Consider the following 16208-nt stretch of genomic DNA (forward strand, 5'->3'; position numbering starts at 1 on the left):
TGGAAGCGCTCCCCCGTTGGCCGGAGAAGAGCGCACGGACAGGCGCACGGCCACACAACGGGAGCACGACACAACTGCGCGTATCGGACCCGTACTTCAGTACGGACCACAATCCCGCCATCCGGAACAATGCCTCTTAACGCTTGGGATGCGGCGAACTACGCTGGGTTTACGAATGCCGCGTGGTTATGCCAGCGCGGCAGCCGTCTGTGTCGAGGGGTGGCGCATGTCCAGGGAGCAACGCGGGCCGAACGAAAAACTCGGCACCGTTCTCGCCCTCGCGGGAATCAGCAACGCAGGACTCGCGCGTCGCGTCAACGATCTTGGCGCTCAACGCGGGTTGACTCTTCGCTACGACAAGACGTCGGTGGCGCGCTGGGTGTCGAAGGGAATGGTGCCGCAAGGTGCGGCGCCACACCTCATCGCCGCCGCCATCGGCCAGAAGCTCGGCCGCCCGGTGCCGCTCCACGAGATCGGCCTGGCGGACGCGGATCCCGCGCCGGAGGTGGGCCTCGCCTTCCCCAGGGACGTCGGACAGGCCGTCAGGTCGGCCACGGAGCTCTACCGTCTCGACCTCGCCGGCCGCCGGTCGGGCGCGGGCGGCATCTGGCAGTCCCTCGCCGGTTCGTTCGCAGTGAGCGCATACGCAACGCCCGCCTCACGGTGGCTGATAACCCCGGCCGACAGTTCGGTCGCGCGCGAGGTGAACCACTCCGAGGACTCCGGCGCACCGCTCAAAGTCGGCCACAGCGACGTGCAGAAGCTACGGGAGGCCGCCGAGGACGCCAGGCGCTGGGACTCCAAGTACGGAGGCGGCGACTGGCGTTCGTCCATGGTGCCGGAGTGTTTGAGGGTGGAGGCGGCACCGCTGCTGCTCGGCTCGTACTCCGACGAGGTGGGCCGGGCACTGTTCGGGGCCTCCGCCGAACTCACCCGTCTCGCCGGCTGGATGGCCTTCGACACGGGCCAGCAGGAGGCGGCACAGCGGTACTACATCCAGGCACTGCGGCTGGCCCGGGCCGCCGCCGACGTACCTCTCGGCGGGTATGTGCTGGCGTCGATGTCGTTGCAGGCGACCTACCGAGGCTTCGGCGACGAGGGCGTCGATCTCGCGCAGGCCGCGCTGGAACGCAACCGGGGGCTGGCGACGGCCCGCACCATGAGTTTCTTCCGGCTCGTCGAGGCGCGGGCACACGCGCGTGCGGGTGACGCCGCCGCGGCCGGAGCGGCGCTCAAGGCGGCCGAGGGGTGGCTGGAGCGGTCCCGGGACGGGGACAACGATCCGTCGTGGCTCGGCTTCTACTCGTACGACCGGTTCGCCGCCGACGCGGCCGAGTGCTACCGGGATCTGAAGGCACCGCGTCAGGTGCGACGGTTCACGGAGCAGGCGCTGTCGAAGCCGACGGAGGAGTTCGTACGGTCGCACGGGCTCCGTCTCGTCGTCTCGGCGGTCGCCGAGCTCGAGTCGGGCAATCTCGACGCGGCGTGCGAGCAAGGCGTGCGGGCGGTGGAGGTCGCGGGGCGGATCTCCTCGGCCCGTACCACCGAGTACGTGAAGGATCTGCTCCATCGGCTGGAGCCGTACGGTGATGAGCCGCGGGTGGTGGAGCTTCGGGAGCGGGCCCGGCCGCTGCTGATGGCTCCGGCCTGAGCTCCGGAGGCCGTCACCGCCCCCGCGTTTGAAGTGACTGTCAGTGGTGCAGTGCACTATCGGGTGTGGGAGGTGGTGCAGGTGTCGACGGGGATCGCTTACGACTGTGACGTGCTCGTGGTCGGTGGGGGCATTGTCGGGTTGTCCACGGCGTATGCGATCACACGCAGCGCGCCCGGTACCCGGGTCGTCGTGCTGGAGAAGGAGGCGGGGCCCGCTCGGCATCAGACCGGGCGCAACAGCGGGGTGATCCACAGCGGGATCTACTACCGGCCCGGGTCGCTCAAGGCCCAATACGCGGCGCGGGGTGCCGCCGAGATGGTCAAGTTCTGCGCGGAGTACGGCATCGCTCACGCCGTCACCGGCAAGCTGATCGTCGCCACCGAGCGCAGCGAGCTGCCGCGCCTGCACGGCCTGGTGCAGCGCGGACGGGAGAACGGCATTCCGGTGCGCGAGCTGGGCGCCGCCCAGATCGCGGAGTACGAACCCGAGGTCGAGGGGCTCGCCGCCATACACGTCGGGACGACCGGCGTGTGCGACTTCGTCGGGGTCGCGCGGCAGCTGGCCGAGGCGTCGGGCGCGGAGATCCGGTACGGCGCCGAGGTGCGGCGGATCGACCGGCGGCCGGAGCTCGGGGTCGCCGTGCTGACGGACGCCGGGGACGTCGTACGGGCGCGGGTGCTGGTGAACTGCGCCGGGCTGCACTGCGACGAGGTGGCCCGGCTGACCGGGGACGAGCCGGGGATGCGGATCGTGCCCTTCCGGGGGGAGTACTACTCGCTGGCACGGCCCGAGCTGGTGCGGGGACTGGTGTATCCGGTGCCGGATCCGGCGTTTCCGTTCCTCGGGGTGCATCTCACGCGCGGGATCGACGGGGGCGTGCACATCGGGCCCAACGCGGTGCCGGCACTGGCCCGTGAGGGGTACGACTGGGGGACGGTACGGCCTCGGGAGCTGGCGGCGACGCTGGCCTGGCCGGGGTCGTGGCAGATAGCCCGGCGGCACTGGCGGTACGGCACGGGGGAGCTGCGGCGCTCGGTTTCTCGGAGGGCCTTCACCACGGCTGTGCGCAGGCTGCTGCCTGCCGTCACGGCGGATGATCTGGTGCCTTCGGCGGCCGGGGTGCGGGCCCAGGCGGTGCTCCGTGACGGCACACTGGTGGACGACTTCCTGATCCGCGAGGGAGCTCGGGCGGTCCATGTGCTGAACGCACCCTCGCCCGCGGCGACGGCTTCCCTGCCGATCGGCCGGGAGGTGGCCCGACGGGCACTGGAGACGCTGCGCTCGGCGTGACGGGTGCGGGCGCCGCCACCCCGTCCGTGACGCCCTCGACACCGAGACCGGGACAGGACGGGCCCGAAGCGGCTGCCCCGGCCGCCGCCACCCGCCCATGGCGACCCGGACACGACTGCCCTGGACACTGCCCCCCGGACAGAACGGGTCCGACGCGGCTGCCCCCGGACGCCACCCGGACGGGATGGGCCTGGACGCGGCTGCCCCGGACCCCGCCACCCGCCCATGACGGACCCCGGCCACGACTGCCCCGGACCCCGCCACCCGCCCATGACGACCCGGACGCGACTGCCCTGGACACTGCCCCCCGGACAGAACGGGTCCGACGCGGCTGCCCCCGGACGCCACCCGGACGGGATGGGCCTGGACGCGGCTGCCCCGGACGCCGGGCTATCTGCCACGACCCCGGCCACGACGACTCATACGCCCCGCCCCCGACATGACAGCCCAGACACCCCGCCCCGCACGTGACAACCGGAACATCCCTGAGCCGCGTTCGTCACCGAGGTCACCGTAAAATCGACTCCACTGTGTCTGACTCCCTCAACGCCCCCGATGCCCAGCGGTCCCGGCCCGCCGCCGGCGAGTCCGTCCTGCATGTCCCCGGTGCCCCCGTTCGGCACACCCGGGCCAAAGGGGAGCCGCGGTTTCCCGACGGGCCCAGTGCCGACCCCGCGGGATCGCACTTCGAGCGGCGGATCCGGAGTTTTCAACCGCGCCGGAGCCGGGTGACGGCGGGGCAGGCGGACGCCTTGCAGCGGCTGTGGCCCACGTGGGGCCTCGACATCGACGGGCAGCGCACGGTCGACTTCGGCGAGATGTTCGGCAACGACCACCCGGTCGTGCTGGAGATCGGCTTCGGCATGGGTGAGGCCACCGCGCAGATGGCCGCCGCGGAGCCGGGGATCAACATCCTCGCCGTCGATGTGCACACCCCTGGCCAGGGGAACCTCCTCAATCTCGCCGAGCAGCAGAAGCTGTCCAACGTCCGGGTCGGCAACGGCGACGCCATCATCCTGCTGCGCGAGATGCTCACCGAGGACTCGCTCGACGGGCTGCGCGTCTACTTCCCGGACCCCTGGCCCAAGAAGCGGCACCACAAGCGGCGGCTGATCCAGCCGGAGTTCCTGGACCTGGCAGCGACGCGGCTGAGGCCGGGGGCGCTGGTGCACTGCGCGACCGACTGGGAACCGTACGCCGAACAGATGCTCGAGGTGCTCACGGCGCATGCCGACTTCGAGAACACACAGGCAGACGGCGGTTTTGCGTCGCGTCCCGACTTCCGGCCGCTGACTCGTTTCGAGGGCCAGGGACTGGACAAAGGACATGTCGTGAACGACCTGCTGTTCCGCCGCGTACAGCACGGCGACCGACCCGACCAGTCCCCCACCGGCGCCTGATCACCCGTCCCGCCTGCGGGCGGCGCCTCTGTCTCGTTAAGGTCGATGCTGTGGCCACCTGTCCCCCGTATCCGACGCACCCCGGTGACCCCACCGGTGGCGCCGCGCTGCGGCATGCGCACTGGTGGCAGCGGAAATGGGTGCGCTACGGCGCCCTGATCACACTCCTCGCGCTGTCCGGGCTCGTCATCCTCGCCCTGGTCCGTCAGCAGACCGGCACCGAGGGGTTCCTGGTCGGACTGGGCCTCGCCGTGCTGCCCGTACCGCTGCTCATAGCCGCGTTCCGCTGGCTCGACCGGGTCGAACCGGGCCCCTGGCGCAATCTGCTGTTCGCCTTCGCCTGGGGCGCCTGCGCGGCGGCGCTGATAGCGATCATCGCCAACAGTTTCGCGACGAAATGGATAGCGACGGCGACCGCCGATCCGACCGGCGCCGACACCCTCGGCGCGACCGTGATAGCGCCGATCGTCGAGGAGTCCGCCAAGGCCGCCGCCGTTCTGCTGGTCTTCCTGTTCCGCAGACGGGACTTCACCGGGATCGTCGACGGGGTGGTGATAGCGGGGGTCACCGCCACCGGCTTCGCCTTCACCGAGAACATCCTCTACCTCGGCACCGCCTTCGGCACCGACCAGCTCAACGGCGACGGCGGCATCGCCTCCGTCACCGCCGCGACCTTCTTCGTGCGTGTCGTGATGTCACCGTTCGCGCACCCCCTCTTCACCGTCCTCACCGGCATCGGCTTCGGCATCTCCGCGCTCTCGGCGGAACGCCAGCACGTACGGCGGGTGCTCGTCCCGCTGTCCGGTCTGCTGCTCGCGATGGGCATGCACGCGATGTGGAACGGCTCCTCGACGCTCGGGGAGTACGGGTTCTTCGCGGTGTACGCGATGTTCATGGTGCCGGCGTTCGCGCTGCTGACCTGGCTGGTCATCTGGACGCGGCAGCGGGAGCTGAGAACCGTGCGCGAGGAGCTGCCCGCGTACGCCGTCGCCGGGTGGCTGGCGCCGACCGAGCCGTATGTACTGGGCTCGATGCGGGCGCGACGGATGGCGCGGGAGCACGCGCGGCGGCAGTTCGGCGGGCGACCTGCGGCACGGGCGGTCTCGCAGTACGAGGCGTACGCGACGTCCTTGGCGTTCCTGCGGCGCCGGGGACGGCTCGGGCGGGCGAACCCCGACTTCGTCGTACGGGAACGGGAGTTGCTGCACGAGCTGTGGCGCCGGCGGGACGTCGCGCGGCCCGCGCTGGACCACGCCGCCCGGATGACGGCGCCGCCGGTACCGGTGACCGCCCCGCCCTGGCCGGTGTACGGGGTGTACGGCTATTCGCCGCACCCGGTCCAGCCGGCCCAACCGACGGTGCCGTACCCCGCGTACAACCCGTACCGGACGTAGCTCGACCACAGCAGGAACCGTGGGCGCCCTGCTCGGCGCGGCCGCCCTCGCGGCGTCCGGTGCGGTGCCCGCCACGGCGGCCACCGCACGCAATGGCCACTTCGCCGCGCGGACCGCGACGCCGGCGGCTCAGAGCCCGCCACCGCCGGCTGGGCCCTGCGCCCGTGTCAGGCCGACGCCTCCGTCAGGCGAGCCGTCTCCTGCTCCGTCAGCGCCAGCTCCGCCACCCCCAGCAGCGCCGGCAGCTGTTCCACCGTACGAGCGGAAGCGATCGGGGCCGCGACCGTCGGCCGGGACGCGAGCCAGGCGAGGGCGACCGTGGCGACCGGGACGCGGTGGGACTCGGCGATGTCGTCCAGGGCCGCGAGCACCTTCCGGCCGCGGTCGGTGTCCAGGTGCTTGCCGGCGCCCGCCGCGGCCCGCGGGCTGTCGACGGTCGCGCCGGGGCGGTACTTGCCGGTGAGGAACCCGGAGGCGAGGGCGTAGTACGGGACGGCGGCGAGGCCCTCGCGCGCGGCCACCGCCTCCAGCTCGCCCTCGTAGGTGTCACGGGAGACCAGGTTGTACTGGGGCTGCAGGGCGACATAGCGCGCCAGGCCCTCGCGGTCCGAGAAGGCCAGGGACTCCGCCAGGCGCGCGGCGGAGATGTTGGAGGCGCCGATCGCCCGCACCTTGCCCGCCTTCACCAGCTCGTCCAGCGCGCCGATGATCTCCTCGACCGGCACCTCGGTCTTGTCGAAGTGGGTGTAGTAGAGGTCTATGTGGTCGGTGCCCAGGCGCTGCAGCGAGGCGTCGGCGGCGGCCTTGATGTTGGTGGCCGTGAGGCCGGGGAAGTCGGGGTGCTGGCTGACCTTCGTGGCGATGACGACGTCGTCGCGGTTGCCCCGCGCCGCCACCCACTTGCCGATGAGGGTCTCGGACTCGCCACCTGAATTGCCGTCGACCCAGTGCGAGTACGAGTCGGCCGTGTCGAGGAAGTTGCCGCCCGCGGCGGCGTACGCGTCGAGGACGGCGAAGGACTGGGACTCGTCGGCCGTCCAGCCGAACACGTTGCCGCCGAGGGAGAGCGGGAAGACCTCGAGGTCGGAGGAGCCGAGCTTGCGAAGCGGAGAAACAGTCATGTCCTACGTCAACGCAAGCCCCGGACGCCCGTCTTCCGCAACGGCCGCAAAATCGCCGTAAACCTCAGGGGTTGAGACCCTTGCCGCGCAGCCACGCCATCGGGTCGATCCCGTCGGCCGAGCCGCCCGGGTGGACCTCCAGGTGCAGGTGCGCGCCGGTCACGTTGCCCGTGGCGCCCACGCGGCCGATGACGTCACCGGTGCCGACCTTCTGGCCGACGCTGACGCTGATCGAGGACTGGTGGCAGAACCACAGCTCGGTTCCGTCGTCGAGGGTCAGGATCGTGCGGTAGCCGTAGGAACCGGCCCAGCCGGCCTCGGTGATGGTGCCGCTGTGGATGGCCTTGATGAGCGTGCCCGTGGGCGCGGCGAAGTCGAGGCCCGTGTGGTAGCCGGAGGACCACAGGGAGCCGGCCTGACCGAAGGTGCCCGTGATGGTGTACGACGAGGTCGGCAGCGTGTACTGCTTGGCGAGCTCGGCCAGGCGCGCGGCCTCGGCCTTCTTCGCGGCCGCCTCCTCCGCCTCCTTCTTCGCGGCGGCGGCCTTCTCCTGAGCGTCCTTCTCCGCCTTGGCGGCGGCCGCGTCGGCCTCCTTCTCGGCGGCGGCCGCGACGGCCTGGGCGGCCTTGGTGTCGATCTGGTCCTGCTGCCGCTCGGCCTGGGCCAGGATGCGCGAGCGCAGTGCCTCACCGGCGTCCGAGGTGCCCTTGGCGGTGTCGACGGTGGTGGCGCCGACGCTGCTGAAGGCGCTCGTGTCGTCCGCGGCGGAGTCGGAGTCGTCCGAGATGAGCGAACCCACGGAGGGCAGGTCGGGCATGGAGATCGTGACCGGCGGCTTGCCGGTGTTGGCGCTGGCCATCCCGCCCGCGCTGACGGCGGCTATGACACCGACGCCCAGAACGGTGGAGCTGCGGGCGAAGCCCCCGCCACGCTGCTTGGCGACGCGATGCCGGCCACGTACGGCGGGGAGGGTCTCCGCGGTGGGGTTCCACTCCCCCAACGGGGCCTCGTCGTCGGCGCGGTAGCCGCCGTACACCAGTGTGTCGGTACTGCGCTGACCGGGCTCGAACGGAGCCTCAGGGGCAGGCGGGTTCGCCACGTGGGCGCACTCCTTTCCTTCCTTCTCGCCTACCGGGTTAGCTGACGGGTTCGGAGCAGGAAGGTCTCCTACGCGCGTATACCCACCGTGCTGCCACGGCGGAGTACGAGCGATTCACCCCAAGTTGGTGGTTCCCCGGTTCCCTTGCGGAATTCGGCGCGTGAGCACGGAGCCATCTCTTGTGACGGCTGGGACGACCGCGCTGCGTTATCGAACGTTAATAGACCCGGGGGCCCGATTCCAAGCTGTTCCGCTTGATCATTAACGAAATCCCGCAGGACTTACGGCCCATGAACGGTGAAAAACGGGCGAGTTGACCTCGCCTCAGGCAACTCACAGGTTTTGACGGCGCGTCAGTGGTTAAGCGGAGGGCGGTCACCCGCTCACCCCACGTCACGAAGGCCGTCGCACGGCGAGCAGCGCCAGGTCGTCGGTGAGGAAGCCACCGGAATGCCGGCGCGCCTCCCCCACGAGGGCGGCGAGCAGCGCGCCGGGCTCCCGGAAGGCGCGGCCGACCAGCCGCGCCTCGGGGTCGTAGAACCGCCCGTTCCCGTCCCGTGCCTCGGACAGTCCGTCCGTATACAGCAGCAGCGTGGCCCCGCCGGGGAAGCCGTACTCCTCGCGCCGGTCCGGCCAGGTGCCCAGGTCGCCCATGCCGAGCGGCAGTGCGGGGTCCCGGGCGGTCAGCGCCCACACCCTGCCGTCCGGGTGCAGCAACAGGGGCGGCGGGTGCCCACGGTTGACGATCCGTACGACCCCGTCGTCGTGCGGGAGTTCGGCGAGGACGGCCGTGGTGAACCCCTCGTAGACCTCGACGCTGTCCCGCCGCGTCGCCTCCCGCGCCAGCGCCCGCTCCAGCCGCCGGGCGACGGCCTCCAGCGTGGTCTCCTGCTCGGCGGCCTCCCGGAACGCGCCGATGACGATCGCGACGGCCGCCACCGCCCCCATCCCCTTGCCGCGCACGTCCCCGACGATCATCCGTACGCCGTGCGGGCTGTCCTGCACGGCGTACAGGTCGCCGCCGATGAACGCGTCCGCCTGGGCCGCCTCGTAGCGCACCGCGATGTCGAACCCGCCGATCCGCCCGGCGGGCCCGGGCAGCACCGCCCGCTGGGCGGCCTCGGCGATCTCGCGCTGGGAGGCGAGCCGTTCGCTGCTGCGGCGGACGAGGAGATTGATGAGGACCGCGAGGACGGCGACCGTCACCACGGTGACAGTCTCGGTGACGGCGTCGACTTCGAGGACGATGCCGAGCCGCAGGTGGACCGCGAGGACGACGAGGACGGTCGCGGCGCCGGTGAGCACTGTGCCGCGCCGGGAGTAGAGCGGGGCCGCGACCAGGGGCGCGGCGGTGAAGAGGGGCGCGGCGGAGAACTGGGACGGTGTGAGGTAGTCGTAGCACCCACCCGCGACGAGCAGCAGCGCCGGGAGCAGGCGAACGAACATGCGCGCGTACGAGATCGGCCCCTCCTGCTCCACACCTCCAGGTTTCCCGGAGCGGGAGCGGGGGGCGAGCCGGGTGGCCCGACCGGGGGAAACACTCAGGGCCGGAGTCCAGTTACTGGACTCCGGCCCTGAGCCTTGAGTAGCGGGGACAGGATTTGAACCTGCGACCTCTGGGTTATGAGCCCAGCGAGCTACCGAGCTGCTCCACCCCGCGTCGTTGTGTGACCAGCATACGTCATCCGCGGGGTGGTTCGCGCCAGGGTTGTTCCGGAGGCGGCCGGGCCGCTCGGCGGGTGAGTCCGGGGACTATGCGGCCAAGAGGGGACGGCGGGGGTGCGGCGCAGGTCCGGTCGGACCGGTCGCCCCGGCGAGGGCGGTGGAGATCGACAAGCCGTGACGAGCCTGGAGCAGATCGACGACGGGGGCACTGAAGCTCTCTCCCGGCCGGGAGGGCTGGAACGCCCACCGGAACTGGGTCCGCGACCACGGGGACGGTGAGGAGGCCGCCCGGGCCCCGATGGTGTAGCGGGCTACACCGTGCTCCCGGGCCCGATCATCTAGCGTGAGCCGCATGTGGAAGTCGGTGCAGCGTGCGGCGATGGCGACCGTGCACCTCGTGGTGGCCGCGGTGATGTGCTTCGGCGTGTACATCTTCATCACCGTGCTGCTGATCGCCGCCATCGGTACGGTCGCCGTGGTCGGCTGCTGGCTGCTGCCCGAGGCCGTGCTGCTGATACGGCGGATCGCCGGCGCCAAGCGCAACCTGACCGCTCTGTGGACGGGCCGGGAGATCCCCGAGGCGTACACGCCGATGACCGGCACGCTCCGCGAGCGGCTGAGGATTTCCGTGCGGGACCCCGGCACCCTCAGGGACTTCCGCTGGATGGTCTCCTATTACCTCTACGGCGCCCTCCTCGCCCTCGCCCTCCCGCTGTGGCCCCTCGGCCTGGTGGTCGACGGTGTGTGGGCCGGGGTCCTGCGCCGCGACCCGGTCGTCCTGCCGCTCATCGTGAGGCTCGCGGACACCGAGGCCCGTTGGTCGACCGCACTGCTCATGCCCTCCCCGAAGGCCAGGCTGGCCCGGCGGGTCGAGGAGCTGAAGGAGACCCGGGCCGACGCCATCGCCGCACACGAGGCCGAACTGCGCCGCATCGAGCGGGACCTGCACGACGGCGCCCAGGCCAACCTCGTGGCGCTCTCGATGCGGATCGGACTCGCCAAGCGGGCCTACGACCGTGACCCCGACGCCGCCCGCAGACTGCTGGACGACGCCCAGGACCAGGCCGAACAGGCGCTGACGGAGCTGCGGCAGGTGGTGCGCGGCATCCATCCGCCGATCCTCACCGACCGGGGCCTCGTCGGTGCGGTGCGGGCCCTGGCGTCGAGCAGCGGGCTCACGGTCGGCGTCGAGGTCGGCGGTCTGGAGGCGGGCACCCGGGCGCCCGCGGCGGTGGAGGCCGCGGCCTACTTCGTGGTCGCCGAGTCCCTCACCAATGTCGCCAAGTACAGCGGGGCGGACCGTGCCGAGGTCCGGCTCGCCCGTACCCGGCGCGGCCTGACCGTACGGGTGCGGGACGAGGGCCGGGGCGGCGCCGACGAGTCCGCGGGTTCAGGGCTGCTCGGGATGCGGCGCAGGGTCGCCGCGCTCGACGGGACCTTCGACGTGACCAGCCCCGCCGGGGGCCCGACCGTGATCGATGTGGAGCTGCCGTGCGTGTGGTGATCGCCGAGGACAACGCCCTCCTGAGAGAGGGGCTCGTCCTCCTGCTGACGTCCTCCGGGCACGAGGTGGTGGCCGTCGTCGGCACCGGTCCGGAGATCCTGCCCGCTGTGCTGGAGCAACGGCCCGACGTGGCGGTGCTCGACGTGCGCATGCCGCCCGGCTTCCGCGACGAGGGGCTGCGGGCCGCCCTCGAGGCGCGGGAGCGGATCCCCGGACTCCCTGTGCTGGTGCTCTCGCAGTACGTCGAGGAGTCGTACGCCGCCGAACTGCTCGGCGGTGGCAGCAGCGGGGTCGGCTACCTGCTGAAGGACCGGGTCGGCCGGGTCGACGAGTTCCTCGACGCGCTGGAGCGGGTCGCGGCCGGCGGCACCGCGCTCGACCCCGAGGTCGTCACCGAACTGCTCACCCGCCGCCGCGACACCCCCCTCGACTCCCTCACGCCGCGCGAGCGCGAGGTGCTGAAGCTGATGGCCGAGGGCCACGACAACACCACCATCGCGAAGACCCTCGTCGTCACCGAGCGCGCGGTCAGCAAACACATCGGCAACGTCTTCCTCAAGCTGGGCCTGCCGCCGAGCGACAGCGGCCACCGGCGGGTGCTGGCGGTACTGGCCTATCTGGCGCACACGCCCAAGTGACGCTCACCCGACGCCGAGCTCGGTCAACTCCCCCAGCGGCAGCGTGTGCTGGGTCTGCAGGACCTTCGCGCGCAGGTACCGGACGTTGTGGGCGGTGGTGAAGACGCCGGTGGGGACACGGTCGCGGACGTCGATGCCGAGGTCGCGCAACTGGCCTGCCTTGTCGGGGTTGTTGGAGAGCAGGTCGAGCTCCCCGATGCCCAGGGACCGGAGCATCTGCGCGGCCGCCGTGTAGTCGCGGGCGTCCTCGGGCAGGCCCAGCGCGGTGTTAGCGGCATAGGTGTCGAGGCCCTGGTCCTGAAGGGCGTACGCGTCGAGCTTGTTGTAGAGGCCGATGCCGCGGCCCTCCTGGCGGAGGTAGAGCAGGACACCGCCGCGCTCGGCGATGCGCTCGACCGCCTCGCGCAGCTGCGGGCCGCAGTCGCAGCGGGCGGAGCCGAAGACGTCGCCGGTGAGGCACTCGGAGTGCAGGCGCACCAGGGGGACGGGGCCCGGGTCGCCGAGGACGACGGCGAGGTGCTCCTGGCCGTCGGTCAGGCCGTGGAAGGTGACGAGCTCGGCGTCTACGCGGTAGCCGTCCCCGAAGCGCAGCGGGACGCGGACGCGGGAGCGCTGGGTGGCGGCGGGCAGGTCGGGCATGCGGGTACTCCGGTTCGTAGGCATACCTGCTTCAGATTTGAAGCAGTTCTACTGATCCGAGACCCTACCCCATGCTTTAAATTTGAAGCAATGGATTTATGGCGCGCGTCACGCGGAGCGTTCCTCAGGAGCAGGACGGGGACGAGCGCCGGCGCCAGGGGACCTCCTCGGAGCCGCCACCCTCCCCCTGGAGCCCTTCGGTGACGCTCGTGAAGATCTCCTCCAGCTGCCCCACCTGCTCGGGGGTGAGCCGGTCGAAGAGCGCGGCACGGACCGTCTCCACATGCCCGGGTGCCGCCTGCTCCAGCACCGCCATACCCTCGTCCGTGAGGACCGCGACGCTGCCGCGCTTGTCCCACTGGCAGCTCTCGCGCCGCACCAGCCCGTCCTTCTCCAGCCGGGCGACGGCGTACGTCAGCCGGGGCCGGGTGATCTTCAGCCCCTCGGCGAGCTCGGTCATCCGAAGCCGTCGCTCCGGCACCTCGGAGAGGTTGGCCAGGATGGAGTAGTACACGTGCGGCATGCCGGCCTCCTGTTGGAGCTGCCGGTCGATGGTGTCCTCCAGGAGGACCGAGGCCGCGATGTACGCGCGCCAGGCGCGTTGCTCGTCGGGGCTGAGCCAGCGGGTCGTCATGCCCCCAGTGTAGGTTTGCTTCAAACTTGAACCAAGCCCCGCCATCCGTTTTCGAGAGGGACAGCCCCGATGCCCCATCCCTACGTCCTCCTCTCCGCCGCGGTCTCCCTCGACGGCTACCTCGACGACACCGGTCCCGACCGGCTCCTGCTGTCCAGCCCGGCCGACTTCGACCGCGTCGACGAGGTCCGCGCCTCCGTGGACGCCATCCTCATCGGCGCGGGCACGATCCGCGCCGACAACCCCCGCCTGCTGGTGAACTCCGAGGCACGCCGCGCGGCCCGGGTCGCCGCCGGGAAGCCGCCGTACCCCCTGAAGGTCACGGTCAGCGGCTCGGGAGACCTGGACCCGTCCGCGAACTTCTGGCACACGGGCGGCGAGAAGCTCGTCTGTACGACGGACAAGGGCGCGGAGCGGGCCCGCTCCCTGGGTCTCGCGGCCGACGTGGTCTCTCTCGGTCCCGAACTGGACTGGCACCGCCTGCTGGAGCACCTGCACGAGGAGCGCGGCGTGGACCGCCTGATGGTGGAAGGCGGCGGCCGGGTCCACACCCAGCTCCTCCAGCAGGGCCTGGCGGACGAGCTGCAACTGGTCCTCGCCCCCCTCTTCGTGGGCACCCCGGACGCCCCCCGCCTCTTCGGCCCGGGCACCTACCAGGCAGGCCGCCTCCGCCTGGTGGAGTCCCGCCGGATCGAGGACGTGGTCCTCATGCGCTACGAACCCACCGCCCCCGGTACGGGCCTGCACCCGTCCCCCGCGGACCGCCACTGGCTCTCCCTGGCCTGCGAGCTGGCGACCCGGTGCCCGCCCTCACGGACGGCGTTCAGCGTGGGCGCGGTGGTGGTGGCAGCCGACGGCACGGAGCTGGCCCGCGGCCACTCCCGGGAGGCCGGCGATCCGGTGGTCCACGCCGAGGAGGCGGCCCTGGCGAAGATCGATCCGGCCGACCCCCGCCTGGCCACGGCCACGGTGTACACGAGCCTGGAACCCTGTACCCGGCGGGCGTCCCGCCCCTTCCCCTGTGCCCGGCTGATCCTGGACGCGGGAGTACGCCGGGTGGTGACGGCGTGGCGGGAGCCGGACACGTTCGTGGCGGGAGCCGACGGGACGGGGTTGCTCACGGGGGCGGGCGTGGACGTGGTGCTGCTGGGCGAGTACGAGGGCCGCGCGAAGGCACCCAACCGCCACCTGCTGTGAACCCGCGCCCCGCGGCTGTCAGCCGATGGCGTACGCCCGGTACACCGTCTCCACCGAACGGTCCCCGGCGGCGTCGGTCACCTCGGAGCGCAGGGCGACCGCACCGGACGCCGGGTTGTGGACGGACGCCTGCCAGGTCGAGCCGGAGTGCTTGACGGTCGCCGCCCTCCAGGTCTTGCCGCCGTCGGCGGACGACCAGACCCGCACGGACCTGGCGGTCACCGCGGTGAACTTCACATCCGGGCCCTGGGAACCGCGCCCGGCTGTCACGTCGACCGTGGTGGTGCTGTTCGCCGCGGCCTGGTTGTGGCTGTTCAGACCGGTCGGGAGGAAGCGGGTCATGAAGACCGGCGCGACCATCGCCTTGTTCGGGTCGGCCTTGAAGTGCCAGTCGAGGGTGGCGCGCGAGGACAGCATTCCGGCGGGGAAGGTGATGCCGGGGCGGTAGCGATGGGCGTCGACCGTCAGGTCGTACCAGCCGACCGAGTGGATGCCGGCGGAGAACTCGGCGTCGCCGGTACCCCAGTTGGTCAGGGTCTGCTTCTTGACGGTGGTGCTGCCCTTGGACAGGACCACCGTCTCCTTCGTCGGGTCGGCCCCGTTGACCCCGACGTCGGGGTCGCCGATCAGGGCGTCCGGGATGAAGGTGACGGACTTGTTCCTGATCACCGGCAGGTAGTGCATCGGGCTCCACGCGGCCCGGCCGAAGGACTGGGTGAAGCTCTGTCCCGCCTTCAGCGTCCTGACCTTCGGGAAACCGCCGCCGACGTCGTCGCCGTTGCTCGCGATGAGGTCGTCGCGTGGCTGCCAGGTCCCCGGAGTCACATGGACGGTGGCGCTGTACGGTGCGCTGTCGTCGCGGACCTCTGTCATCAGGTCGGTCGTGCAGTTGTCGGTGCTGGGCGTCGCCTGGAGCGCGGTGTCGTTCTGACGGGCCATCTGCGTGCCGCTGCGCACCGAGAAGCGCATCGTGGCCAGCCCCGACCGCTTGAACGACCCGCCGGGGGCGGCCGGGATGCCCGTGGTGTTCTTCACGGCGACGTAGCTGTCGTTGCCCGACCACTGCGCCAGGTACCCGAACTGCAGCAGCTTGGAGGAGTTCGGGATGGCGTAGAGGGATCCCTGGTAGTTCCCGCCTCCCGAACTGAAGGCGGAGGGCAGGTCGCTGACGGTGGCGGCGCACACCTGCGCGCTGATCCGCGGCGGGCCGGTCACGTCGGCGGGCGTGTCGAGGGACACCTTGACCGCCTTGCCCTTGCGCGCGTCGAGCGTCACCGAGGTGCTGCCCGACACCTGGACGACCTGCGCGCCGATGGTGTCGGTACCCAGCCCGTCCGTGGCCTGCTCCCAGATGTCGGTCATCGCGAGGTAGCGCCCCGCCGGCAGGCTGATCCGCTTGCCCGACGTGACGCTGTACGTCTGCCCGGACGGCACGGCGACGACGGTGACCGTCGTCGAGACCTTGGCGCCGTGTCGCCCCAGCGTGGTGACGGCCAGTGAGCCCGACGCCGCCTGCGCGGAAACCGCGGAAACGGCCAGCGGCACCAGCGCGGCCACCCCGACGAAAGCGAGCGATCTCCGTCGCACCATCTTCAACTCCCCCTCCGGACCCCCAAGGCGGGCCAAGCCTAGGCACGCCACGGACATGGCGGATCAAAGCGGGGAGATACGTCTGATCAAGCTGTGGCCAAGAAGTGTCATGGAAAAAACGTCGGGGCCGCGCGGCGTGCGCCGCGCGGCCCCGACGTCACGAGAGAGGTCAGGCAGGGGTGATGTTCTCCGCCTGCGGGCCCTTCTGACCCTGAACGACGTCGAACGTCACGGTCTGGCCCTCCTGGAGCTCACGGAAGCCCGAGGAGTTGATCGCGGAGTAGTGCGCGAAGACGTCCGGACCGCCGCCGTCCTGGGCGATGAAGCCGAAGCCCTTCTCCGCGTTGAACCACTTCACAGTTCCCGAAGCCATAGTCATGCCT

Annotated in this window: 14 protein-coding genes, 1 tRNA gene and 1 riboswitch; of the genes, 7 read left to right on the plus strand and 8 right to left on the minus strand. The window is 71.3% G+C overall.

What is annotated here, in order from left to right; genetic code table 11:
* Positions 1-226: 226 nt before the first annotated feature.
* The 4 genes from AQJ46_RS47105 to AQJ46_RS47120 all read left to right on the plus strand — a co-directional run bounded on the left by AQJ46_RS47105 (position 227) and on the right by AQJ46_RS47120 (position 5738).
* On the plus strand, positions 227-1651 hold the full coding sequence (locus AQJ46_RS47105; protein WP_057609392.1) for a hypothetical protein: 1425 nt from the start codon (positions 227-229) through the stop codon (positions 1649-1651).
* A gap of 72 nt (positions 1652-1723) precedes the next feature.
* Complete coding sequence (gene lhgO / locus AQJ46_RS47110; protein WP_059211569.1) at positions 1724-2944, plus strand: L-2-hydroxyglutarate oxidase; 1221 nt, start codon at positions 1724-1726, stop codon at positions 2942-2944.
* Positions 2945-3474: 530 nt separating this feature from the next.
* Positions 3475-4344, plus strand: coding sequence for a tRNA (guanosine(46)-N7)-methyltransferase TrmB (trmB, locus tag AQJ46_RS47115; RefSeq protein WP_208617104.1), 870 nt, complete (start codon positions 3475-3477; stop codon positions 4342-4344).
* A gap of 50 nt (positions 4345-4394) precedes the next feature.
* On the plus strand, positions 4395-5738 hold the full coding sequence (locus AQJ46_RS47120) for a PrsW family intramembrane metalloprotease (protein WP_059211519.1): 1344 nt from the start codon (positions 4395-4397) through the stop codon (positions 5736-5738).
* 167 nt (positions 5739-5905) lie between these two features.
* Here AQJ46_RS47120 and AQJ46_RS47125 read toward each other — a convergent pair whose 3' ends face one another.
* From AQJ46_RS47125 to AQJ46_RS47140, 4 genes are all read right to left on the minus strand, one after another.
* On the minus strand, positions 5906-6859 hold the full coding sequence (locus AQJ46_RS47125; protein ID WP_059211520.1) for an aldo/keto reductase: 954 nt from the start codon (positions 6857-6859) through the stop codon (positions 5906-5908).
* Positions 6860-6923: 64 nt separating this feature from the next.
* Entirely contained in the window at positions 6924-7958 is a 1035-nt protein-coding gene (locus tag AQJ46_RS47130) for a M23 family metallopeptidase (RefSeq protein ID WP_059211521.1), read from the minus strand.
* Positions 7959-7969: 11 nt separating this feature from the next.
* A riboswitch (cyclic di-AMP (ydaO/yuaA leader) is annotated at positions 7970-8127 on the minus strand.
* Between the two features lie 224 nt (positions 8128-8351).
* The gene (locus AQJ46_RS47135; RefSeq protein WP_079072784.1) at positions 8352-9437 is read right to left on the minus strand and encodes a PP2C family protein-serine/threonine phosphatase; all 1086 of its coding nucleotides are present in this window, start codon (positions 9435-9437) and stop codon (positions 8352-8354) included.
* A 107-nt stretch (positions 9438-9544) separates the two neighbouring features.
* A tRNA-Met gene (locus AQJ46_RS47140) sits at positions 9545-9618 on the minus strand.
* Positions 9619-9975: 357 nt separating this feature from the next.
* On the opposite strand from AQJ46_RS47140, the gene AQJ46_RS47145 reads away from it, so the two are divergent.
* Positions 9976-11127 carry a sensor histidine kinase gene (locus AQJ46_RS47145; RefSeq protein ID WP_059211522.1) on the plus strand — a complete coding sequence of 384 codons (1152 nt, stop codon included), beginning with the start codon at positions 9976-9978 and terminating at the stop codon, positions 11125-11127.
* Entirely contained in the window at positions 11115-11765 is a 651-nt protein-coding gene (locus tag AQJ46_RS47150; RefSeq protein ID WP_059211523.1) for a response regulator, read from the plus strand. The genes AQJ46_RS47145 and AQJ46_RS47150 overlap by 13 nt, the downstream gene beginning before the upstream one ends.
* 3 nt (positions 11766-11768) lie before the next feature.
* Here AQJ46_RS47150 and AQJ46_RS47155 read toward each other — a convergent pair whose 3' ends face one another.
* Together AQJ46_RS47155 and AQJ46_RS47160 are read right to left on the minus strand one after the other, a co-directional pair.
* Positions 11769-12404, minus strand: a complete 636-nt coding sequence (locus AQJ46_RS47155) for a GTP cyclohydrolase II (protein WP_057609376.1) — start codon at positions 12402-12404, stop codon at positions 11769-11771.
* A 124-nt stretch (positions 12405-12528) separates the two neighbouring features.
* Positions 12529-13038, minus strand: a complete 510-nt coding sequence (locus AQJ46_RS47160) for a MarR family winged helix-turn-helix transcriptional regulator (protein WP_059211524.1) — start codon at positions 13036-13038, stop codon at positions 12529-12531.
* Positions 13039-13107: 69 nt separating this feature from the next.
* Between AQJ46_RS47160 and AQJ46_RS47165 the strand changes: the two genes are divergently transcribed.
* Positions 13108-14235 (plus strand): dihydrofolate reductase family protein, encoded by a 1128-nt coding sequence (locus AQJ46_RS47165; RefSeq protein ID WP_059211525.1) that lies wholly within the window; start codon positions 13108-13110, stop codon positions 14233-14235.
* 18 nt (positions 14236-14253) lie between these two features.
* Here the strand turns inward: AQJ46_RS47165 and AQJ46_RS47170 are convergent, their stop codons facing one another.
* Positions 14254-15825 (minus strand): hypothetical protein, encoded by a 1572-nt coding sequence (locus tag AQJ46_RS47170; protein ID WP_159064203.1) that lies wholly within the window; start codon positions 15823-15825, stop codon positions 14254-14256.
* A 169-nt stretch (positions 15826-15994) separates the two neighbouring features.
* Positions 15995-16198 carry a cold-shock protein gene (locus AQJ46_RS47175; RefSeq protein ID WP_057609368.1) on the minus strand — a complete coding sequence of 68 codons (204 nt, stop codon included), beginning with the start codon at positions 16196-16198 and terminating at the stop codon, positions 15995-15997.
* Positions 16199-16208: the final 10 nt, after the last annotated feature.

Origin of the sequence: Streptomyces canus (assembly GCF_001514145.1) — a bacterium.
Classification (GTDB): Bacteria; Actinomycetota; Actinomycetes; order Streptomycetales; family Streptomycetaceae; genus Streptomyces; species Streptomyces canus.